Below are 20,174 nucleotides of genomic sequence, written 5' to 3'. Positions count from 1 at the left end.
TAATTTAAACAAATGAGGTATATATCTTTTAAGATCTAGCTTTTCTACTTTACTGATATTGTCCAATCTCATCACACCTCTTTTACATCTACTTACTTCTTTCTACATTGTAAGCATTGGCACCTTTTTCCTTTAATCTGTATTTCCAAATAAATAAAAAAAAGGCTGCGAAAAAGTAGCAGTGAATACAATAAATTCTAATAGAAAATCCAAAAGTTCAAAAAGATATTTTTATACTTGCCATACCTAAAAATCATCGAGATCAAGTCATACATACAAACCCGCTGTCTGAATGAAACATGACTCTTGACTCTTGAACTAATCAGGAGATTTTTTTAAAATGCCATAAAAAAAAGCTTCTTCAATCGAAGAAGCCTCAGACTGCCCGAAAACGCTCGCTTTCTTCGTTGCTTCGCCTGTCTGCGGTGCTCATTACCGTCTAAGGTAACTCCGCTCCTCACCAGACTTCGCGCCTCGAAAGACAAGCGCTTGCAATCAGTCTGAAATCAGATTTTTTGTACTTTGTCTACACACTGTAAACTTGAAGCTACATCAATTGAGGAAACCATGCTTAATGTCCAACTTTTTGTTTGATACCATTTGGTTTGTTAAATACAGCTACTGAATCTACAATTGATTTACTTCCTGAATTTAACCCAACGATAATCGTTTTTATACCCTTTTCGTGAAATTTAATGACAATTTTATCAATTGCCGATACACCTGATTCGTCCCATATATGAGCTTTTGATAAATCAACCTCGACTATTTTTACATCATCTTTAAAATTAAATGCTCCAACAAAATCCGTGACAGAAGCAAAGAACAATTGACCTTCTACTTTATAGACGCGCTTATTTTTTCCAAGTTGAGAAGTGACTTTTACTTTCGAGATTTTCGCTGCAAAGAAAACAGCACTTAACAAAATTCCAAGAATAACACCAATCGCTAAATTATGAGTAGCTACAACTACTCCAACCGTTATAACCATCACTGCCGCATCAGTTCTAGGTAATTTGTGTAATGTTTTTAGAGATGACCAATCGAATGTTCCTATTGATACCATAATCATTACAGAAACTAACGCTGCCAATGGAATTTGAACGACTAATTTATTTAATACAAGAATTAGAAACATTAAAAATGAACCAGCAACAAATGTAGATAATCTACTACGACCACCTGATTTAACATTTATAACAGACTGTCCAATCATTGCACATCCTGCCATTCCCCCAAATAACCCATTTATAATATTGGCAATACCTTGTCCTTTGGATTCAGTATTTTTATTACTTGAAGTATCTGTCAGATCATCAACTATTTGAGCAGTCAATAATGATTCAATTAAGCCAACAAACGCTAACGAAACTGCATATGGAAATATAATCATTAGTGTTTCAATACTAAACGGAACATTTGGTAAAATAAAACTTGGTAGAGATCCTGAAATATTCCCCATATCTCCTACTTTATTAACATCACTTCCAGAAAATATTGCAATCATACTAATAACAATGATCGCCACTAAAGGGGATGGGATGATTTTTGTAATTCTTGGAAACAAATAAATAATCGCTAATCCGCCTGCAACCATTGCGTACATTTGCCATGATTGACCTACAAAATAAGGTAATTGCGCCATAAAAATTAAAATTGCTAAAGAATTCACAAAACCTGTCATAACTGACTTTGGAATAAACTTGACTAATTTACCAATTCCTAGAAATCCTAGTATTACTTGAATAATACCTGTTAAAATAGTTGCTGCAAGCATATACTCAATTCCATGTTTTTTTACTAGACTAGCTAACACAAGTGCCATTGCACCAGTCGCAGCTGATATCATACCTGGACGACCACCAACAAACGAGATCACAACTGCAATGCAGAAAGAAGCATATAATCCAATCATTGGATCGACACCTGCAATAATCGAAAATCCAATTGCTTCAGGAATAAGCGCTAACGCAACGACAATCCCCGCTAATACATCTGCTCTAATATTAGAAAACCATTCATTTTTTATTTTTTCTATCAATTAATTTCCACCTCAACTTACGATTAATCACTAAAAAATAGTCTATCATCATTATTCCCAAAAAGGAACCTTTTTTGGGAATGTTATATGTTATGATAATGGAAACCCCTATACAGTTAGGAGATTATTTATGATAATCGGATATATGCGACCAAATCACGACGATCCAAAATGTGAACATCAGCTAGTTCAATTAAAAAAACTAAATTGTGATGAGATTATTTCAGAAGAGCATTCATCTGCAAAAAAAAGACATCAGCTTGAAGTAATTTTAACTAATCTTAAACAAGGCGATACGATTGCGATCCCAAAACTATTTACATTAGCAGATTCTACCCGTCATCTTATGGAAATTTTAGAAAATTTAGATTCAAAAGGCGCATTTTTACAATCTTTAGAGGAAAATATTAATACATGTACTCAATCTAAATACTTTTTCATCGAGATCGTAAAGCACCTACTTTCTTTTCAAAGCGATGTAATAAGCGAAAATACGAAAAAGGGAATCTATGAAGCCAAACAAAAAGGAATCACTTCGGGACGTCCTAAAAAGCCTGATGAAAATGTAAAACGGGCAATTATTATGTATGAAAGTAAGAAATATACTCTTGAAGAAATTAAACAGGAGACTGGGATCAGTAAATCAACTCTATATCGTTATTTAGAAAACTAAAAATGACCTTTAGGTTAGGTCATTTTAGCATAGTGTTGAAAATGAGCTTGTCAACTACGCCAATTTGTGGTCGATTTCCACTAAATCCTGTAATGAGTAAGGAACTTTCTATTTTTCGGTGGTTTACTTCCTCATGAACCTATCATGAGGAAGTATCTTTCTATTTTTGACTGATTTACTTCTTCATGATCCCGTCATGAGGAAGTATCTTTCTATTTTTGGCTGATTTACTTCTTCATGATCCCGTCATGAGGAAGTATCTTGCTATTTTTCGCTGATTTACTTCCTCATGAACCCGTCATGAGGAAGTATCTTTCTATTTTTCCTTGATTTACTTCTTCATGATCCCGTCATGAGGAAGTATCTTGCTATTTTCCGCTGATTTACTTCTTCATGAACCCGTCATGAGGAAGTATCTTGCTATTTTTCGCTGATTTACTTCTTCATGATCCCGTCATGAGGAAGTATCTTGCTATTTTTCGCTGATTTACTTCCTCATGAACCCGTCATGAGGAAGTATCTTGCTATTTTTCGCTGGTTTACTTCTTCATGAACCCGTCATGAGGAAGTATCTTGCTATTTTTCGCTGGTTTACTTCTTCATGAACCCGTCATGAGGAAGTATCTTGCTATTTTGCCTTGATTTACTTCTTCATGAACCCGTCATGAGGAAGTATCTTGCTATTTTGCCTTGATTTACTTCTTCATGAACCCGTCATGAGGAAGTATCTTGCTATTTTTCGCTGATTTACTTCTTCATGATCCCGTCATGAGGAAGTATCTTGCTATTTTTCGCTGGTTTACTTCTTCATGAACCCGTCATGAGGAAGTATCTTTCTATTTTGCCTTGATTTACATCCTCATGAACCCGTCATAAGGAAGTATCTTGCTATTTTCCGCTGATTTACTTCTTCATGAACCCATCATGAGGAAGTATCTTGCTATTTTCCGCTGGTTTACTTCTTCATGAACCCGTCATGAGGAAGTATCTTGCTATTTTGCCTTGATTTACTTCTTCATGATCCCGTCATGAGGAAGTATCTTGCTATTTTTGGCTGATTTACTTCTTCATGAACCCGTCATGAGGAAGTATCTTTCTATTTTCCGCTGATTTACTTCTTCATGATCCCGTCATGAGGAAGTATCTTTCTATTTTTGGCTGATTTACTTCTTCATGATCCCGTCATGAGGAAGTATCTTGCTATTTTGCCTTGATTTACTTCTTCATGATCCCGTCATGAGGAAGTATCTTTCTATTTTGCCTTGATTTACTTCCTCATGAACCAGTTATGGGGAAGTATCTTTCTATTTTGCCTTGATTTACTTCTTCATGATCCCGTCATGAGGAAGTATCTTTCTATTTTTCGCTGATTTACTTCTTCATGATCCCGTCATGAGGAAGTATCTTTCTATTTTGCCTTGATTTACTTCCTCATGAACCAGTTCTGGGGAAGTATCTTTCTATTTTTCGCTGGTTTACTTCTTCATGAACCCGTCATGAGGAAGTATCTTGCTATTTTTGGCTGGTTTACTTCTTCATGAACCCGTCATGAGGAAGTATCTTTCTATTTTGCCTTGATTTACTTCCTCATGAACCAGTTATGGGGAAGTATCTTTCTATCTTCCGCTGGTTTACTACCTCATGAACTCGTCATTCTATAAAAAAGACCTTTAAATAAGGACATCCATAATATAATCTTCAACATAATAAAAATCATCATTACTCATCAGTGCTCCCAAAATTAGATAGACTAAAAGAGATACTGGTAATAATCTGAATTCGATTTATATAACCTATTATTATTCATTTTTTCTTCCTCTCTTGTTTATTTGTCGATCATTTTAGTATTCCACTTATTTATACACTTCTTCACATTCTCTTTAAGCAAAATCACATTTACCTCTGTCATTATACATTTAAGTATTTTTTACAATATTTTACGGTTAATTTCTCCATAATTAACAGAAAATAGTAGTGCTTAGTAATTAATGAAAAAGGGAGATTTACCAATGAAGCTTTGGATAACGTCTATATTCTCTATTATAGTAGTTCTATTTACTTCTTGTTCTTCAGTATTTGCTGAACCTAATCATAGGCTTGCGATCGTGATTGATGATTTTGGTAATAACATGAAAGGAACGGACCAAATGCTTTCATTACCAATCCCATTAACAGTTGCGGTGATGCCTTTTTTACCTTCTACTAAAAAGGATGCAACTGTTGCTCACTCTAAAGGCTATGAAGTAATTGTTCACCTGCCAATGGAACCAAGGAACGGGAAGGCAAGTTGGTTAGGACCTAATGCAATTAAAACGAGCTTAAGTGATGAAGAAATACGAAGAAGAGTCCTAGCTGCTATAGATGATGTCCCATACGCTATAGAGATAAATAATCATATGGGATCAAAAGCAACTTCAGATGAGAGAGTAATGCGTATTGTTTTAACTGTTTGTAAAGAAAAAGGCCTATTTTTTTTCGATAGTAAGACGAATTACCGGAGCATAGTGACTAAAGTTGCAGATGAGATCGGCGTACCGGTCATCGAAAACAAGATGTTCTTCGATGATTTTTATACGTATAAACATATAGAAAAGCAAACACGATTACTTTTAGAAAAAGTAAAAGTTGAACCAACTATGATCGCAATCGGTCATGTTGGTGAACCAGGCGAAATTACTTCAAATGTAATAAAGGAATACATACCTAAAATAAAAGAAGAAGCTAAATTTGTATTTTTATCTGAATTAGTAGAAAATCTGCCAATTCCTTTACATTAAACTACCTGCTGTAAAAATATTAGGAACCGCTATTTTGCGATTCCTATATTTTTTGAAATGTGTTCGTTAAGGTACTCTTCAACCTCATGTATACTTTGAACGATCAATATTTTATCATTGTAATCTTTATACTGTTTAAAAAATGATGGTTTCCCCACTTCTTCAAAATACTTGTTCCATTTAAACATTTTGAAAAATATTTTAAGTGTTGGTTTATAATTTGACTTCTCTAATTTAAGTTTTTGTAAGAAATATCTTTTAGTAATTCGATACGTTCTAACAGAATAGTTAGTATCTAAAAAAATAATCAACTCTGCATTATGAAAACTATTTCTTACCCATTCCTCATTATGTACACCTTCAATAATCCATGTATCCAAACGAATAAGAGTATCTAAATAATATTTTCTTTCTTGTTCGGTGCGCCTGACATCTTTATATCCCTTTTGCCTTTTCCATACAACATTGTCTAACTCAAAATACGGTATATTTAGCTTTGTAGACATTTGTCTAGCTAATGTCGTCTTACCACTTCCAACTGAACCAATGATTCGTATTTTCTTTGGTAGTTTATTCATCACTTAAATCACCACTTATCTTAAAACATTGATACTTATATCATTCGATTTGGTACTTAAAATGACCTTGTTTTATGAATAGAATAAATAGGAGCTGATCTAGTCAGCTCCTACTAAGTCGCTATTTATAATATTTAAAGGTTACCAACAAGTTTATAATAGGTAACATTATTTACGCCAAAAAGTGGTATATTCCGCTTTATCTTGAATATTAAACTCTATCATTTTTTCAAGCAATTCATAATTTACTGGAACTTTCCAAGGAATCCGAAATAAACCTTTAGTGGCACTATAGCCAGCCTTTTCAATTTCATCAGAAAAGTGCACAATACCTTTTTCTTCAGGTGATATACTCATATGTTGTTTAGCAGTCGAAATGCCGATGATGAAAGTACCATGATCTGAAAACATAGGTGTATTCCACTTAATTTGTGGCTCTAAACTAGGAAATTTGTTCGAAATCCAATCCAAAACTTCAGCAGTCCGTTCACGGTGGTCTGGGTGGTCAATTCCTGCTAAATAGTCTGCAAAAACTTCCATATAGTTCCCTCCTCAAGTAATTTTATGTAGTTTTACCGGTCTCTCAAAATGTTTGCTTTATGTATTTATCTTAAACTATATATTTTACAACTTAAATAGTCAAAATTGCTTTAAAAAGTCATATCATTACTCGTTGAAAAAAAAGTTATAATGCCTAAAACTAAAATGATAATTAGAAACACCTGGATACATATTCCAACAATACTGCAAACCCTTCCAGAAATTGCTAAACCTTTCCCTTTTTCATTCGAATGATTTATTTCAGCAATACTTTTTCTTGAAATAAATAAACCGACTATCCCCAGAATGAAACCAAGATATGGAATGATGATCGATAATACGCCTAATGTTAATGAAGAAATAGATTTACTATTAATTGTTCCCATTACAATTTCCCCCATGAGTTTAAAAATATAAATTGTAAAATAGATTACTACCATCCTATTATTTATAATCTTATTTTATATTACACTAACAACTCCTATTTGTAATTTGGGGTAATTTTAGCATTTCTTATAAAAATTAAGCACCATGAAATCATTCTTATTTCCAAATTCTATCTTTTAATTATGCAAGTTCCAAAGGCAAATAAGCATATTCCCCGTCCCTAATAATTTCACACTTTTTAATGGAAATCGGATAGTTAAAAATCGGTCCATCTATCACGGTAGTATGGAACTCACCACTTTCTCCGCATGGATCAATGCCCCGATCTTCAAGCTCCTTCACATATTCATGAGTTAACGTTCGTCCTAAATCTTCTTCTCGCATTCCTAACGTTAAGTTGACCGTTACTACAATCGTTTGAAACCCACTATTTATAAACTGGTCGACAGCTTCACGGTGATTCATTCCCCATAATGGCATTCCAAGCTTTAATCCAACATTTTTTGTAACCTTGTCATGCCAACAATCTTGGACGGGCATATCGATGTCACCCGTTACTAATACATCTGCACCTTGATATTTTGCATTTTCTAATAGCTGGGAAAATACTTTTTCATATTCCTGCCAACTCGCCACCCCAGTATATACAGGTAACCCTATTGATTCAGCTTGAGCTTGAATTATTTCAGGGGGCATTCCATGGGACCTAGAGCGCTTTCCTTCTTCCTCTAGCATAACGATTAATCCAAGTGCTTCCCCTATTTTCATAGCTTTATATAAAGCTAGAACACTATCTTTTCCTCCACTAAAAGAAGCTATAAATCTACTTCCATTCGCATTATTTTTCCAGTTTACTGTTTCAACCATTCACAAGTTTCCCCTTTATGCTAATGACTTTTTGCTATCTATACGAACAAAATAAATATACTAAAACTTATCTAATGTTCTAGCAATACTACTTACATCCTCAATAGGAGGAAGTTCTCCATTCTCATCTTTAATGATCATATAAGAACCAGTATCATTTTTATGTCGAACAATTAACTCGATCCCTTCACCTTGATCATTAAGAATTTTTTGATAATAGTTAAAGATATCATGTTCAACTTCTTTTGCTTTTTCTTTTTTAAACGTTTCGTTTAAATCAATATAAAGTGTTAGCCATAACTTATTTTTTACATTTTCTATTCTATCTGTCAATTGTTCAATCTCTTTTAGTTGTTCATTACGAAAACCTATATTTAAATCTATTTTTTCAACATTGGTAAGATATTCATTGGCATAGCCCCATTTTTCTATACCTTTCTTTCTCAAAACTTCTTCTTGATAAAAGTCAACAATTCGATGCGGTTGATTCCATGCATCAAATGTTATCCCATTTTTTGTAGTTAATGTGGCACCATAACCTACATGATCTCGATTGTAAAAACCTTTACTCTCTATAATCTTAATTCCGTATTTTTCTTCCATTTTTTCTTTAAGTATTTGTGCCGTTTTCATAATTTTTGCCTTATCACCTTTAAATTCTTTAGGAATAAAAACAATCAAACACGCTACAATGCCGATAATTACTCCAACTGTTAGTAGTAAGTATAAATTCTTAAATTTACTTCTCAATTACTCATCTCCTATTATCGATTTATTAATCTATTTTAATATTCGACAAAATATTTTAACCTCCCTTGTTCTTTTTTCAACCAATTGAGACAAAAATAAGAAGACCGACAATAGTCGATCTTTTCGTTGAAATGGCATGAATTAAAATAAAATTAAGAAAGCCTGATTATTTTTTCCATCATTTCTTCAAATTATTTCTTTACATAATGAAGCATCGCAAGTTGACCTAATTTTTCTACTTTCGTTAAAGTGTATTTTTGAGTAATGTCATCTCCAGTGTAAAGAGAGATTCCTTTTCCTAAAACAATTGGAGCAATCGCTAGTTGAAATTCATCTATTAAATTTTCTTTAAAAAATTCTCGTGCTAGATTTCCACCACCAATTAACCATATATCTTTACCAGTTTGACTTTTTAATTCTTGTATAAAAGTTTTAATATCTCGATTTATAAAAGTAGCATATTCATCTGATCCGGACGAAGATTTTGAAAACACATAGTTTTTATATGTACGATAAGGATACTCCATATCAAATCCGCGAACGACGTCATATGTCGTTTTTCCCATTACAACAGTGTCAATTCTTTCTAATAGTGTATGATAGCCAGAGTCTCCTTCTACTTCTGTAGTTTCTAGCCATTCTAGGCTACCATCATTGTTTGCTATATATCCATCAATAGAAGTACCAATATATAATATAATTTTACGTTGGTTTACCATAAAAAATCTCCTATCTTTATTTTTGAAGTTTTTTGTTCTTTACATATTCATTCATCTAATATAATTGAAAGTAACAATAATATGCTATTTGAAATAGGGGGAATCTAAATGCCTTTATCATCTATAAATCTATATGATTGGAAACCATTTTCAACATCACCGCCACCACCGTTTACTCCTGTTGTTCAAACAGTACTATATGAGCTTATATTAAAAACAGATTAAGAATCTGCGAAATATAAGCTGTTTCGTAGATTCGAAGGAGTAGACGATGAAATCTAAAATTCAATTCCTACTTTCAATGGTAATCTTTGGTACGATTGGCGTATTCATAAGATACATTGATTTAGCTTCGAGTGAAATAGCTTTATTGCGTGGTTTAATTGGTAGTTTATTTTTAATAACATACATGTTGATCGGTAAGAAGAAATTATCGTGGGCATCAGTCAAAAATAATGTTTATATTTTGTTACTTTCTAGCATTACATTGGGTGGAAATTGGATATTCCTTTTTCAAGCTTATAAATATACAACTGTCTCAAACGCAGCACTAAGTTATTATTTTGCACCAGTCTTTGTCCTGATCTTATCACCATTGGTTCTAAAAGAAAGATTATCAACTAAGAAGTTAATATGTATTCTAATAGCTATCATCGGGATGATATTAGTTGTTTCAAGTGGTGGATTAAGCACAACTAGATTAGAAGATTTTATTGGAATTGGTTATGGATTATTAGCTGCTGTGTTTTATGCATCTCTAATGTTACTTAATAAGTTTATTAAAAATATGGGTGGTTTAGAAATTACACTGATCCAGCTTGGAACAGCATCATTTCTTCTTATACCTTATGTATTCATTACAGAAGGTTTCGGGATATTGGAATTGTCAGTTTCTTCAATGCCATTACTATTCATCTTAGGAATGGTTCACACAGGCATTGGATTCTTGTTATTCTTTTCAAGTATGCAGAAATTAAGCGGACAAAGCATAGCAGCATTAAGTTATGTTGATCCAATCACCTCTTTATTCATTTCAACTGTTTTCTTACATGAGAAAATGACAATTGTTCAACTGATTGGTGGGGCCTTGCTATTAGGTTCCACATTTATCAGTGAGAATCATTCAATGAAATTGTCTAAACCATTTTTGAAAAAAACAGCTAAATAATGAAATAAACAGTGGGAAGATACAGTTTCCCACTGTTTTTCATTTAGATTATGAATTTCTATACTTTGCAAACATTATTTCATCATGGTATTTTTCTAGATCCGGTAATTTTAACTTTTCGGCAATCATCAGTTCTGCTTCCCTATCATATTCTACCCTTACAAATTGGATCGAATTAGTTGAATAAGATCCATCAAGAATCGCATATGATGCTGACGTCAAATCAAGGGAATTTCCAACACTTCCTACATTGCATAAAATTCCGTTTTTGAAAGTTTCCATAAAAGTAGTATGTATGTCCCCATAAAAGATAATATCAGGAGTCTTTTCATTCTCGTTTGAATTTGTAATTTCACTATTTTCAAACATACTTAACCGTTTTTCAATTGGATGAAAAGGTAAAATCCTCTCAAATTCACTTCTAGGTGAAGCGTGAAAGAACCTAATTAATTGTCCATTTAATTCTAGGTCAATATGAAAAGGTAATGAAGATAGAAATTGATAGTCCTTTTCAGTTAATCGGTCTCTAAACCATCGAATAAAATCATTTTCTGCAGGTGACTGAATAAATACATCCCAATTGCCACGAACTACTTTTTCGCAATTTTTTTGAACAAGTTCTATACACTCTGAGCCTTGAGGCCCTTTTCCAATTAGATCACCTAAGCAAAAAATCCTCTCAATTTGCCTAGCGCGAATGTCTTTTAAAACTGCCTCTAATGCAGTCTTATTTCCGTGGATATCTGAAATAATTGCTATTTTTGTCATGATGCTCCCTCCTGTTCTATCCTATTTACATTTTACATCAAAGACTCCATCAAATTACGCCTAATAAACTAGTAAACATTAATACTTGATAAAGTAATTATAAACCAATTCAATTTAAAAGTTTATTAATCCTTCCTTATTATGTATAAAGGAAAAAGGAGCTATTTTGTAGCCCCTCGTTTATTCTTATTAAACTGTAGAGCTAATTAAAAAAACGGCTGTCCTTGATTATTTCAAATAGGTCAGCCATTTTTTGGATTTAAATACCTTTTACACCAATATTTGAGTCATTTTCTTTATTTTTTAATTCATGATAAAAATGTGCCTCACTTGCATTCATATACGGAAACAACCACAAAAACCCAATCCCAACCGTTAATATGCATAAAATAATCCAACCTATAAAAGAGATGTCTAAACAAAACAATTTCCACTTATATCCATCCATCATTCTCCTACTCTTCGTAATGGCATCATTAGGAGTCAGATGAGGTTCTTCAATAAATATGTATGGGGCCATTCTATATGAATATGATTTTATAATGCCAGGAACAATCAAAAGTAATGTCCAAAGCGTAGAATATAAATAAGTTAAGAAATTTAGTAAAAATGCATTTAAATATAAGTTCAAATTTCTAAAATAATAAAATATTGTTTGTAATGAATAAGGTTGCACATCTTCCTTTGTCGCAAAGGTATATAACCTTGTACTCCCAATTGTAATAATTGCCGTAATAAATAAACTATAAATAAGTGTTAGGTAATCATTCCAATCAATTACATAGGATATGTATTTCGTCAAATTATTTTCAATGGGATTCGGAAAGTATGTAGAAAGTCGATTTTCAACGAATGTAGTTAGCAGTAGTACGATGATCGTATATCCAACAAATTTTTTCCAATTCCCGCTCAAGGTATCTCTTGCTCTTGAGCGTAATTCTTCAAGGTACATGAAAGCACCTCCTTCCTAGTTATACATATAAAATTCAATATGATTCTACAAATCCCTTTTTTAAAACTATGTCAATATTTTTTTACTCTAGCAAGGTAACATTTTGTTCACATATGATATTAATTTTCTTTTATTTTCCTCCGATTTAATTATTGAGGGTCTTTACCATTCCTAAATTTAAGGAGGATAAAATAAAGTGGATAGGTTAAAAAAAGAAATAATCTTGGGGATACTAACATGAACGGATTTTCAGTAACATTAGATCCTATTGAATTTTCATTTGTATTTTTGATAGGAATAATAGCTTATTTTATAAAAATAAAATGGATTACTAAGACATTTACAAAGCAAAGATTTTATCATTTTACGATATGGTTTTTTTACTATTTATCTTTAGTAAAAGTTGTCTTCTTTCCAATTACGTATTTCTATAAAAAAAATCCTGAAATAACTAGTAAGCTATATTATCAACTTTCACCCTTTCAGACTATTCTTAAGTCGATTGAATATGATTTATGGATACAAGTAATTGGTAACATTCTATTGTTGCTTCCAATTCCAGTTCTCTATGTAGTACTAAAAAGAAAAATTCTTAGGTTTTATAAAATTTTTTCATTTGGTATTTTGTTGTCTCTATCAATTGAAATTATTCAGTTTTGTATCAATTATGTAACAGAATATCCTAATAAAGTGATGGATATCGATGATGTATTCTTAAACGTTAGTGGTCTATTATTAGGTTGGATTATTTCGAGAGTTTATTGGGATTTGTATTTAATAGAAAAAACCTCTGTTTAACGACTTCTTCTCCTTCATGTCCACTTATTTATTATTTTTTATTAGTTGAATTTTATAATTGGTGAAAATCACGTTTTTTTAGGATCTTCTAATAAATTTTTCTTAGGAAGTAAATTATATATTTGTGCTTTGAAAAACTGATCAATTTTCAACGTGTAATGGTAGATTAATCAGAAAGGCTTTCATATTAGAAATTCTAAAATTCCGTAATTAAGGAAGAGGATCCGTTTTTAATGACAAAAAAAGTAACCCTTTGTACCAACAGGAACGAAGGGTTACTTTTTATTTCAATAAAACGATATTCTAATACTTATAATTAATACACATCACGTTGGTAACGACCTTGCTTTTGCATATCTTTTAGATACGCTTCAGCTGCATCGCGAGCCATTGAACCTTCTTTTTCAAGAATTGTAATAAGTGCTTCGTTTACGTCTTTGGCCATATATTCTTTATCTCCACAAACGTAGAAATAAGCTCCTTTTTCGATCCATTCATACAATTCTTTACCATGTTCAAGCATTTTATGTTGCACATAAACTTTTTGATCCGTATCACGTGAGAATGCAGTATCAATTCGAGTTAATACTCCATCTTCTTTGTATTTTTCTAACTCGCTTTTATATAGGAAATCAGACGCTTCATGCTGGTCTCCAAAAAATAGCCATGAACGGCCAGTAACTTTATTGACTGCACGTTCTTGGATAAACGAACGGAATGGTGCAATCCCCGTACCAGGTCCAACCATAATAATATCTTTGTCTTCTGACTCTGGTAAATAGAAATGTTTATTTGCTTGAACATAAACCGGAAGTGTATCTCCTTCTTTAATACGTTCTGAACATAAAACAGAACATACACCTTTACGTTCGCGTCCGTGTGCAGTGTATCGTACAGCACCGATTGTTAAATGAACTTCATCTGGATTTGCAGCAATACTACTTGCGATTGAATATAGACGTGGAGTCATTTTTCTTAATAATGAAACGATTTCTTGAGCAGATGCACTCCATGGCCCAAAATCACGTAACATATCTAGTAAATCTCGGCCATAGCAATATTCCTTTAGTTTAGCTGCATTTTCAACCAAAACAAGGTTTTTCAACTCTTCATTTTCTGTGAATACAGCTGCTTGTTGTAAGATTTTCTTCGTTAATAGTGTAATTTCAAAGTAAGATGTAAGCGCTTCTTTTAAAGATAATGTTTCACCCTGCTTACCAACAGTAACAATTGCTTCTTCATCCCATTTCATTTCATTTATAAGAGCAGCAACTAGCTCTGGATCATTTGAAGGGATTACGCCAAGTGCAGCACCTGGGACATAAGTAAGTCCTGAACCTTTTAATGATAATTCAATATGTCTTGTTTCCTTGTTTGAGCCTGTTCCATTTAAATTAATATTTTTAAGAACCTTCGCTTGAAACGGATTAGTTCTTGAAAATGGGATATTCTCATTTTTAGTCTCTTCAAAAGCTGATTTCATAATCCTTAACCTCCAACAAATGTGTATATAAATAAGATAACATAGAAGTGGCAAATAATGTATTAACATCTACGACTTTTTTACCTTTTTCGTGCTTTTCTTTATCATTTGTCCCAAAATCTTAAGGATTCTCTTCTTTTTCATAGCTTATACAGAAAATTTTTTGTTAATATACTGAAAACTGTAGAGGATAAATAAAATATTAGTAGTATCTAGTCTATAACCTTTTAAAAAGCAGTTACTAATCATTGGGAGGAAAAAACTCATGAAGAGTTTTACGAAGCAAGAAAATAGTTGGATTTTCTACGATTGGGCCAATTCAGCTTATTCTATCATTATTAGCACTGCCGTATTCCCTCTTTTTTATAAAGCTTCTGCTTCTAAAGCCGGAATAAGTGCTTCTGCTTCAACTGCATATTTAGGTTATACGATCGCAATATCTACATTTATTTTAGCTATGTTAGGTCCGATTCTTGGAACAATTGCTGATTATAAAGGATTTAAAAAGAAGCTCTTTTCTTTCTTTTTTACTCTCGGTGTTTCCTTTACTGCATTACTTACTATTATTCCGAATGATAACTGGCTTTTACTCTTAATCTGTTATACGATTACAGCTATTGGCTTTGCGGGCGCGAATGTATTTTATGACGCTTTTTTAGTAGATGTAACGTCAGAAGAACGTATGAATAAAGTATCCGCTCGAGGCTTTAGTTTCGGATATATAGGTAGTACGATCCCATTTATCATTAGTATTGCATTAATCGTATTAGCTCAAAAGGAATTACTTTCAATTTCAACAACTCTCGCAAGTAAAATTGCCTTTCTTATTACTGCAACCTGGTGGGGCATTTTTACGATTCCTTTAATACGAAACGTTCGTCAAAATTACTTTATTGAACCTGAACAAAATCCCGTTTTAAATAGCTTTAAAAGGCTAGGAAAAACGTTTAAAAATATCCGACAATATCGTGCATTATTTACATTTTTACTTGCATATTTCTTTTATATCGATGGCGTTGGAACGATTATTACGATGTCAACGGCTTATGGAACCGACCTTGGAATCAGTTCAACAAATCTATTAATTATTTTATTTGTCACGCAGGTTGTTGCTTGCCCTTTTGCAATTATTTATGGAAAGCTTGCAGATCAGTTTTCAAGTAAAATTATGCTGTATGTTGGAATCATTATTTATATGATTGTTTGTATATATGCTTACTTTTTAAATTCCACTTTAGACTTTTGGATTTTGGCTATGCTCGTTGCCACATCCCAAGGTGGAATCCAAGCATTAAGTCGTTCGTATTACGCAAAACTCGTACCTAAAGAAAAATCAAACGAGTTTTTTGGCTTCTATAATATATTCGGTAAATTTGCATCGATCATGGGACCATTAATAGTCGGTTTGACAGCTCAAATTACAGGCCGTTCTAATATGGGGGTATTTAGTCTAATTATTTTATTTGTTATTGGTATTTTCTTTTTAACTCGTGTTTCCGAACCTAATAATAAAGAAGTAGCGAAAACGACAAATTACTAAAAAAAGAAAAGAGGCTGTCCCAAGATTATAACTTTAAGGGGCACCCTCTTTATTTTTTGATTCTTAATATTACACATTTGAGTAATATTAAGAATCACACTAACAATGACTTTTTTTTACATCAAGTTAAATCTATACAATAAGCATGTTTTTAAAATTTCTTTTTAAATAAAATTTCATATATACACTTTATGGTAACTTTTAAAAGCTCCATCTTCTCTTTTGAATCTATTATTTCAAATGGAACATAAACTTCATGTTTTTTCAGGACAAAATTTCTCATTTCTTTAATTTCAAAATTTAAAATTTCTTGTACCTCTTTTTGAATAGCCTTTCCTTTTGTAGATTCTGGATTACCTGGATCTACATGAAGAATTAAACAATGGTATTTTTTATCTCCATATAAAGTCGCAAATTTTTTAAATGCTCCACTAAAGGAAATAGGTTTATACCCTAACGATAGGCTCTTTGCAGCCATCGTACATTTCATAGGACCTAAACTGTTTATATATTTATGAAGTTCACCAAATACAATTAATTCATTCATCCTTATTTTTCTCCTTCTAAACTATTAATTTTGCAATTACTTTTTTTAAGTATAGGATTGAATAATATCCATATCGCTCTTCAACAAATGGACTGTCATAGTTGAATATTCTACAAGTTTATAAACAAATTGCTCGTTAAATACAAAATACGGTGAAGTTACTGTACTCCCATTTTACCATATAGTGGAGAAACTGTTTCTTCCGTTTAGTAGTTTCGTATAAATGAGCTATCAGGTATAACGCCTAATCCTTTATTTCTTTCGTTGGATCATTTTATTGATAGTCAATTTCTTCAAATACTTTTAAATCTAAATTATACGAGTTAATGCTTGTTTTTGACTACTGAACTCCTACATTATGCTTTGATTATTCGATTCTAGATTCAGTACTGCATAATTCTTTTATGCAAAAAAACTTGTCTGCCTTGTTTCTCTCAAATATTTTTTTATAAGATACAATTTTCCATATTCAACATAATTACAGGATAGTTTCTTAAGAAAGGAGGTACTTTCTTAGGAATATAGAATTAAAAAAATAGTTATTTTATGTTCAAGAAGAAGTAGGAGATGTATTTTTATGGGAAGAAAAATTGCGGTCATTACAGATGTTCATGGAAATAGTTCAGCATTACGTGCCGTTATTCATGATATTGAAAGTGAACTTGACGTTGAACATATTTATTGTTTAGGAGACATGGATTTAATTCACGCATAATTATTATATGCCATAAACTTGCCCAGCCTTCCGTCTCCCAACGATCTTTCCATTCTAACCAACATATCATGTCAATACATATTAAATAAAAAACAGACACTCTTTTTTTGTGTCTGTCCTTGTTGTTTCTCTTCCCTAACAAGCATTCGCTATATTAAAGGCATATTTTGAAAAGTTTCATTATTTTTTTCATATACAACATAACTTAGATTGTCAAGAATAGTATCTGTTTTCTTGAATCTTCATACAAAACAAATTCATCTCCATTATTTTTATTATTAGTATCACTAGTCAGGATTATGTGCATGCTGTGCATACTTATAAAAATCGACTACACAGTTAATCATCTTGTTCAAAAAACACATAAGCTAGTGCATTTAAGAAGTCATATTCTTTCTACTGGTTACTAAATATCCAATTAGTAACAAAATAAGAGTTGATAAAATAAGGACCAGACAACCAATTTGAACACTTATACTAGGTTGATTAAACAATATTGACAGTTCCCCATTAGTGGTTTTTGCAACGTCAAAGTACGTAAACGGAGATAGGTATGCATGTTTAGTAAGTATCTGTGTACTGGCTATATATCCTATTGACACTATTAATATCGTAGACGAAAAAACTCCTAAAGAATTGTTAAAAAACAATGAAATTAATTGAGACAATACAATTGTAAATAATAGTAAGCACAATAATAACACAATACTTTGCATTAAATTGACTCCTAGTGGACTAAAATGAAATCCATTCCCCCTATATGATATCGTGCCAGTATAGGTTGAAGAACCTGCAATTGTTGGGTGGTCATAAAATAATATAGGATATTTCCAGTCGCCGAAACGATTAAACAATGTCCCTATTATTAATACATATAAAAACAGTCCAAAACAATTTAAAAATGATAGGATAGTAGAATTAAACACTTTTCCTAAAAAAATTTGCTTGGAAGTGATAGGCTGTGTCTTTAAAAAACGCAGAGTATACTTTTTCCCTCTTTCACTTGCAAATCCTGATCCAAATATCAATACTAATATAACGATTAGAACTAAATAAAAATAATCTTTAAAGAACATATAAAGCGAATAAAGCCCACTATTATCTAATCTTTGATTCACTTCTAACCATTTATTTGAGTTATCTTTTTCGTTTGAAAAAAAAGTTGGTAGAAAATCTCCTGAAAATACAGGTTTAATCTGATGATCTATAAGCCATTTCTTTTCAGCTATACTAACATCAATTGTGAACTGACCTAATGTATCCTTAAAGGCATTTTGCAGATTACCTGAATCAAATTCTTTATTAGCAAAACGAGCTTGAAATAACTGATATTCATATAGAGGAGTCCAATTTCCTTTTTTATAGCTGGATACCGCTGCATTGCTTTTTTGAAGTGTTTCTAGTAAGATTGCTTCTCCCTTTTTCAAATCTTCTAGCTGTTCCTGCAAATCAGAACCCTGCGATTCTTTTTCTAGTATTGCAATTTCTTCCTTCATATCTGGATATACAACACTTTCAATGACGTGTTCAGATTGTTTTAACTCTAGGAAATATGATTTTTTCTTTTCTTGCGTTTGGTCAGATAAAACAAAATAACCAAATATAATTAAAATTGAAAGGAAAATGTTCACCTGTCTGAACAAACCTTTACGTCGAACTTTTCGATATTCAAACAGAGTCGCTACCAATAAAGGATTAGCGCTAATTTTAGTTTTTCCCTTCTGAAATGGTAAAAGATAGGAAGAATTTAATAATCCAATTTCCTTTTTAGGTAGAAAAACGGATAGTAACACGCAGCTGAGACTCCAAATAATAGCGAAGAAAAGTAAACTCCATACTGTACTATTAGGTGATTGATTAAGTATTTCGTTATATTGAAAAGATTGGAATGGATTCCATATGGTTTGTAAAAACCGTTTCAATTCAGTAAAGGATATGCCTACAATCAAAATAAAACAGGTAAATATAAAAACAGTAAAAGAATTTTTTATTCCTCTACTTAAGAGAAATACAATACCAAAAGTTATTAGACATGTATTTATAAACAGAACTATTTCTCTCATTATGTAAGTAATCGTTGGAATAATAATAAACGTTTCACCAGAACCGACTAATTGAGGGTATTGAAAATTTATCTTTTGGTGATCAAATATCAAAGGAACAACAGATCCTATACCTATGACGAATACTATAAATGTAGCCATTATTATTAGTAAACAAAATAACTTACCAAAAATAAGTTTCCAGTTCGGAATCGGCTGAGTAGTTAAAAACAACCAAGTATTCTGTTCTTTTTCGATGACCATTATATTTCCGAATAAAATTAATAATACTATAACACCAACAACACCAAATAATATTTTTGTATTTTCTTTTAAAAATAACATAGGTGCTAAAGGATATTCTTCGTCATTGTACGGAAGATCGTGTTTAATCAACCACTCATTCTTAGCAATTGCTTGGTTTCTTTCAACTCCTTGAAGTGAGTGAAATTCTCCACCGTACTTAGAGTACTGTACCAAACCTCTTAAAAAATCATGTTCATAATTTGGTATCTTATCCCACGCTTTATTTGTAATTGAAAGTTTCCAATTATACAAAGCTTTTCCAACTTCTATGATATGTTCAAGTTGTCTTATTTGCATTTCATCAATCTTTTTATCGCTTTGACGGCTTTGTAAATCTTGGTAAATTTTATCTGTTTCTTCTATGTAAGGCTGAATCTTTTGTTCGGCTCTGGCTTGCAGTGTTGATTTTTGCAGGTAATTTTGTACAAAGTTTCCACTTACAGATAATAAAATTACGACTGATATCCAAAGAAAACTCCGTTTACGCCAGAACTTTTTCAATTCAAATAGAATGATGTTCAAA

General features: G+C 32.0%; 17 protein-coding genes and 1 pseudogene. 6 read left to right on the top strand and 12 right to left on the bottom strand.

What is annotated here, in order from left to right; genetic code table 11:
* Window positions 1-571: 571 nt before the first annotated feature.
* On the bottom strand, window positions 572-2,041 hold the full coding sequence (locus ACSBO6_RS08715) for a SulP family inorganic anion transporter (RefSeq protein WP_498844496.1): 1,470 nt from the start codon (window positions 2,039-2,041) through the stop codon (window positions 572-574).
* 130 nt (window positions 2,042-2,171) lie between these two features.
* Between ACSBO6_RS08715 and ACSBO6_RS08710 the strand changes: the two genes are divergently transcribed.
* Window positions 2,172-2,714 (top strand): recombinase family protein, encoded by a 543-nt coding sequence (locus ACSBO6_RS08710; protein WP_098847885.1) that lies wholly within the window; start codon window positions 2,172-2,174, stop codon window positions 2,712-2,714.
* A 2,009-nt stretch (window positions 2,715-4,723) separates the two neighbouring features.
* Complete coding sequence (locus ACSBO6_RS08705) at window positions 4,724-5,491, top strand: divergent polysaccharide deacetylase family protein (protein WP_498844495.1); 768 nt, start codon at window positions 4,724-4,726, stop codon at window positions 5,489-5,491.
* A gap of 29 nt (window positions 5,492-5,520) precedes the next feature.
* Here the strand turns inward: ACSBO6_RS08705 and ACSBO6_RS08700 are convergent, their stop codons facing one another.
* The 6 genes from ACSBO6_RS08700 to ACSBO6_RS08675 form a co-directional block, all read right to left on the bottom strand.
* Window positions 5,521-6,072, bottom strand: coding sequence for an AAA family ATPase (locus tag ACSBO6_RS08700; RefSeq protein ID WP_498844494.1), 552 nt, complete (start codon window positions 6,070-6,072; stop codon window positions 5,521-5,523).
* Window positions 6,073-6,237: 165 nt separating this feature from the next.
* Window positions 6,238-6,609 (bottom strand): iron chaperone, encoded by a 372-nt coding sequence (locus ACSBO6_RS08695; RefSeq protein ID WP_498844493.1) that lies wholly within the window; start codon window positions 6,607-6,609, stop codon window positions 6,238-6,240.
* 110 nt (window positions 6,610-6,719) lie between these two features.
* Entirely contained in the window at window positions 6,720-6,995 is a 276-nt protein-coding gene (locus tag ACSBO6_RS08690) for a DUF4190 domain-containing protein (protein WP_286138575.1), read from the bottom strand.
* A 181-nt stretch (window positions 6,996-7,176) separates the two neighbouring features.
* Window positions 7,177-7,863 carry a Dph6-related ATP pyrophosphatase gene (locus ACSBO6_RS08685; RefSeq protein ID WP_098848700.1) on the bottom strand — a complete coding sequence of 229 codons (687 nt, stop codon included), beginning with the start codon at window positions 7,861-7,863 and terminating at the stop codon, window positions 7,177-7,179.
* 60 nt (window positions 7,864-7,923) lie between these two features.
* Window positions 7,924-8,613, bottom strand: coding sequence for a hypothetical protein (locus tag ACSBO6_RS08680; protein ID WP_498844492.1), 690 nt, complete (start codon window positions 8,611-8,613; stop codon window positions 7,924-7,926).
* A gap of 191 nt (window positions 8,614-8,804) precedes the next feature.
* The gene (locus ACSBO6_RS08675; protein WP_498844491.1) at window positions 8,805-9,332 is read right to left on the bottom strand and encodes a dihydrofolate reductase family protein; all 528 of its coding nucleotides are present in this window, start codon (window positions 9,330-9,332) and stop codon (window positions 8,805-8,807) included.
* Between the two features lie 271 nt (window positions 9,333-9,603).
* Here ACSBO6_RS08675 and ACSBO6_RS08670 point away from each other — a divergent pair, with 271 nt between their 5' ends.
* The gene (locus ACSBO6_RS08670) at window positions 9,604-10,500 is read left to right on the top strand and encodes a DMT family transporter (RefSeq protein WP_098848703.1); all 897 of its coding nucleotides are present in this window, start codon (window positions 9,604-9,606) and stop codon (window positions 10,498-10,500) included.
* A gap of 48 nt (window positions 10,501-10,548) precedes the next feature.
* On the opposite strand, the gene ACSBO6_RS08665 is transcribed toward ACSBO6_RS08670, so the two are convergent.
* Window positions 10,549-11,268: a metallophosphoesterase family protein gene (locus ACSBO6_RS08665; RefSeq protein WP_098848704.1), complete on the bottom strand. Its 720-nt coding sequence runs from the start codon at window positions 11,266-11,268 to the stop codon at window positions 10,549-10,551.
* Window positions 11,269-11,527: 259 nt separating this feature from the next.
* Complete coding sequence (locus ACSBO6_RS08660; RefSeq protein WP_498844490.1) at window positions 11,528-12,220, bottom strand: DUF975 family protein; 693 nt, start codon at window positions 12,218-12,220, stop codon at window positions 11,528-11,530.
* A 237-nt stretch (window positions 12,221-12,457) separates the two neighbouring features.
* Between ACSBO6_RS08660 and ACSBO6_RS08655 the strand changes: the two genes are divergently transcribed.
* A complete protein-coding gene (locus tag ACSBO6_RS08655; protein WP_498844489.1) occupies window positions 12,458-13,018 on the top strand; it encodes a VanZ family protein in 561 nt (186 codons plus the stop codon).
* A gap of 316 nt (window positions 13,019-13,334) precedes the next feature.
* Here ACSBO6_RS08655 and ACSBO6_RS08650 read toward each other — a convergent pair whose 3' ends face one another.
* Window positions 13,335-14,501, bottom strand: a complete 1,167-nt coding sequence (locus ACSBO6_RS08650; protein ID WP_098848711.1) for a sulfite reductase subunit alpha — start codon at window positions 14,499-14,501, stop codon at window positions 13,335-13,337.
* 265 nt (window positions 14,502-14,766) lie between these two features.
* On the opposite strand from ACSBO6_RS08650, the gene ACSBO6_RS08645 reads away from it, so the two are divergent.
* A complete protein-coding gene (locus ACSBO6_RS08645) occupies window positions 14,767-16,041 on the top strand; it encodes an MFS transporter (RefSeq protein WP_498844488.1) in 1,275 nt (424 codons plus the stop codon).
* Window positions 16,042-16,192: 151 nt separating this feature from the next.
* On the opposite strand, the gene ACSBO6_RS08640 is transcribed toward ACSBO6_RS08645, so the two are convergent.
* Complete coding sequence (locus ACSBO6_RS08640; RefSeq protein ID WP_098848713.1) at window positions 16,193-16,588, bottom strand: hypothetical protein; 396 nt, start codon at window positions 16,586-16,588, stop codon at window positions 16,193-16,195.
* Window positions 16,589-17,165: 577 nt separating this feature from the next.
* Here ACSBO6_RS08640 and ACSBO6_RS08635 point away from each other — a divergent pair.
* Window positions 17,166-17,282, top strand: a pseudogene (locus ACSBO6_RS08635) (metallophosphoesterase); the annotation flags it as partial.
* A 398-nt stretch (window positions 17,283-17,680) separates the two neighbouring features.
* On the opposite strand, the gene ACSBO6_RS08630 reads toward ACSBO6_RS08635, so the two are convergent.
* A complete protein-coding gene (locus ACSBO6_RS08630) occupies window positions 17,681-20,173 on the bottom strand; it encodes an ABC transporter permease (RefSeq protein WP_498844487.1) in 2,493 nt (830 codons plus the stop codon).
* Window position 20,174: the final 1 nt, after the last annotated feature.

It is taken from the genome of Bacillus sp. AL-1R (assembly GCF_052180195.1).
GTDB lineage: Bacteria > Bacillota > Bacilli > Bacillales > Bacillaceae_G > Gottfriedia.
The sequence above is the reverse complement of the archived record's forward strand: the minus strand, read 5'-3'. Positions and strand labels throughout refer to the sequence as shown.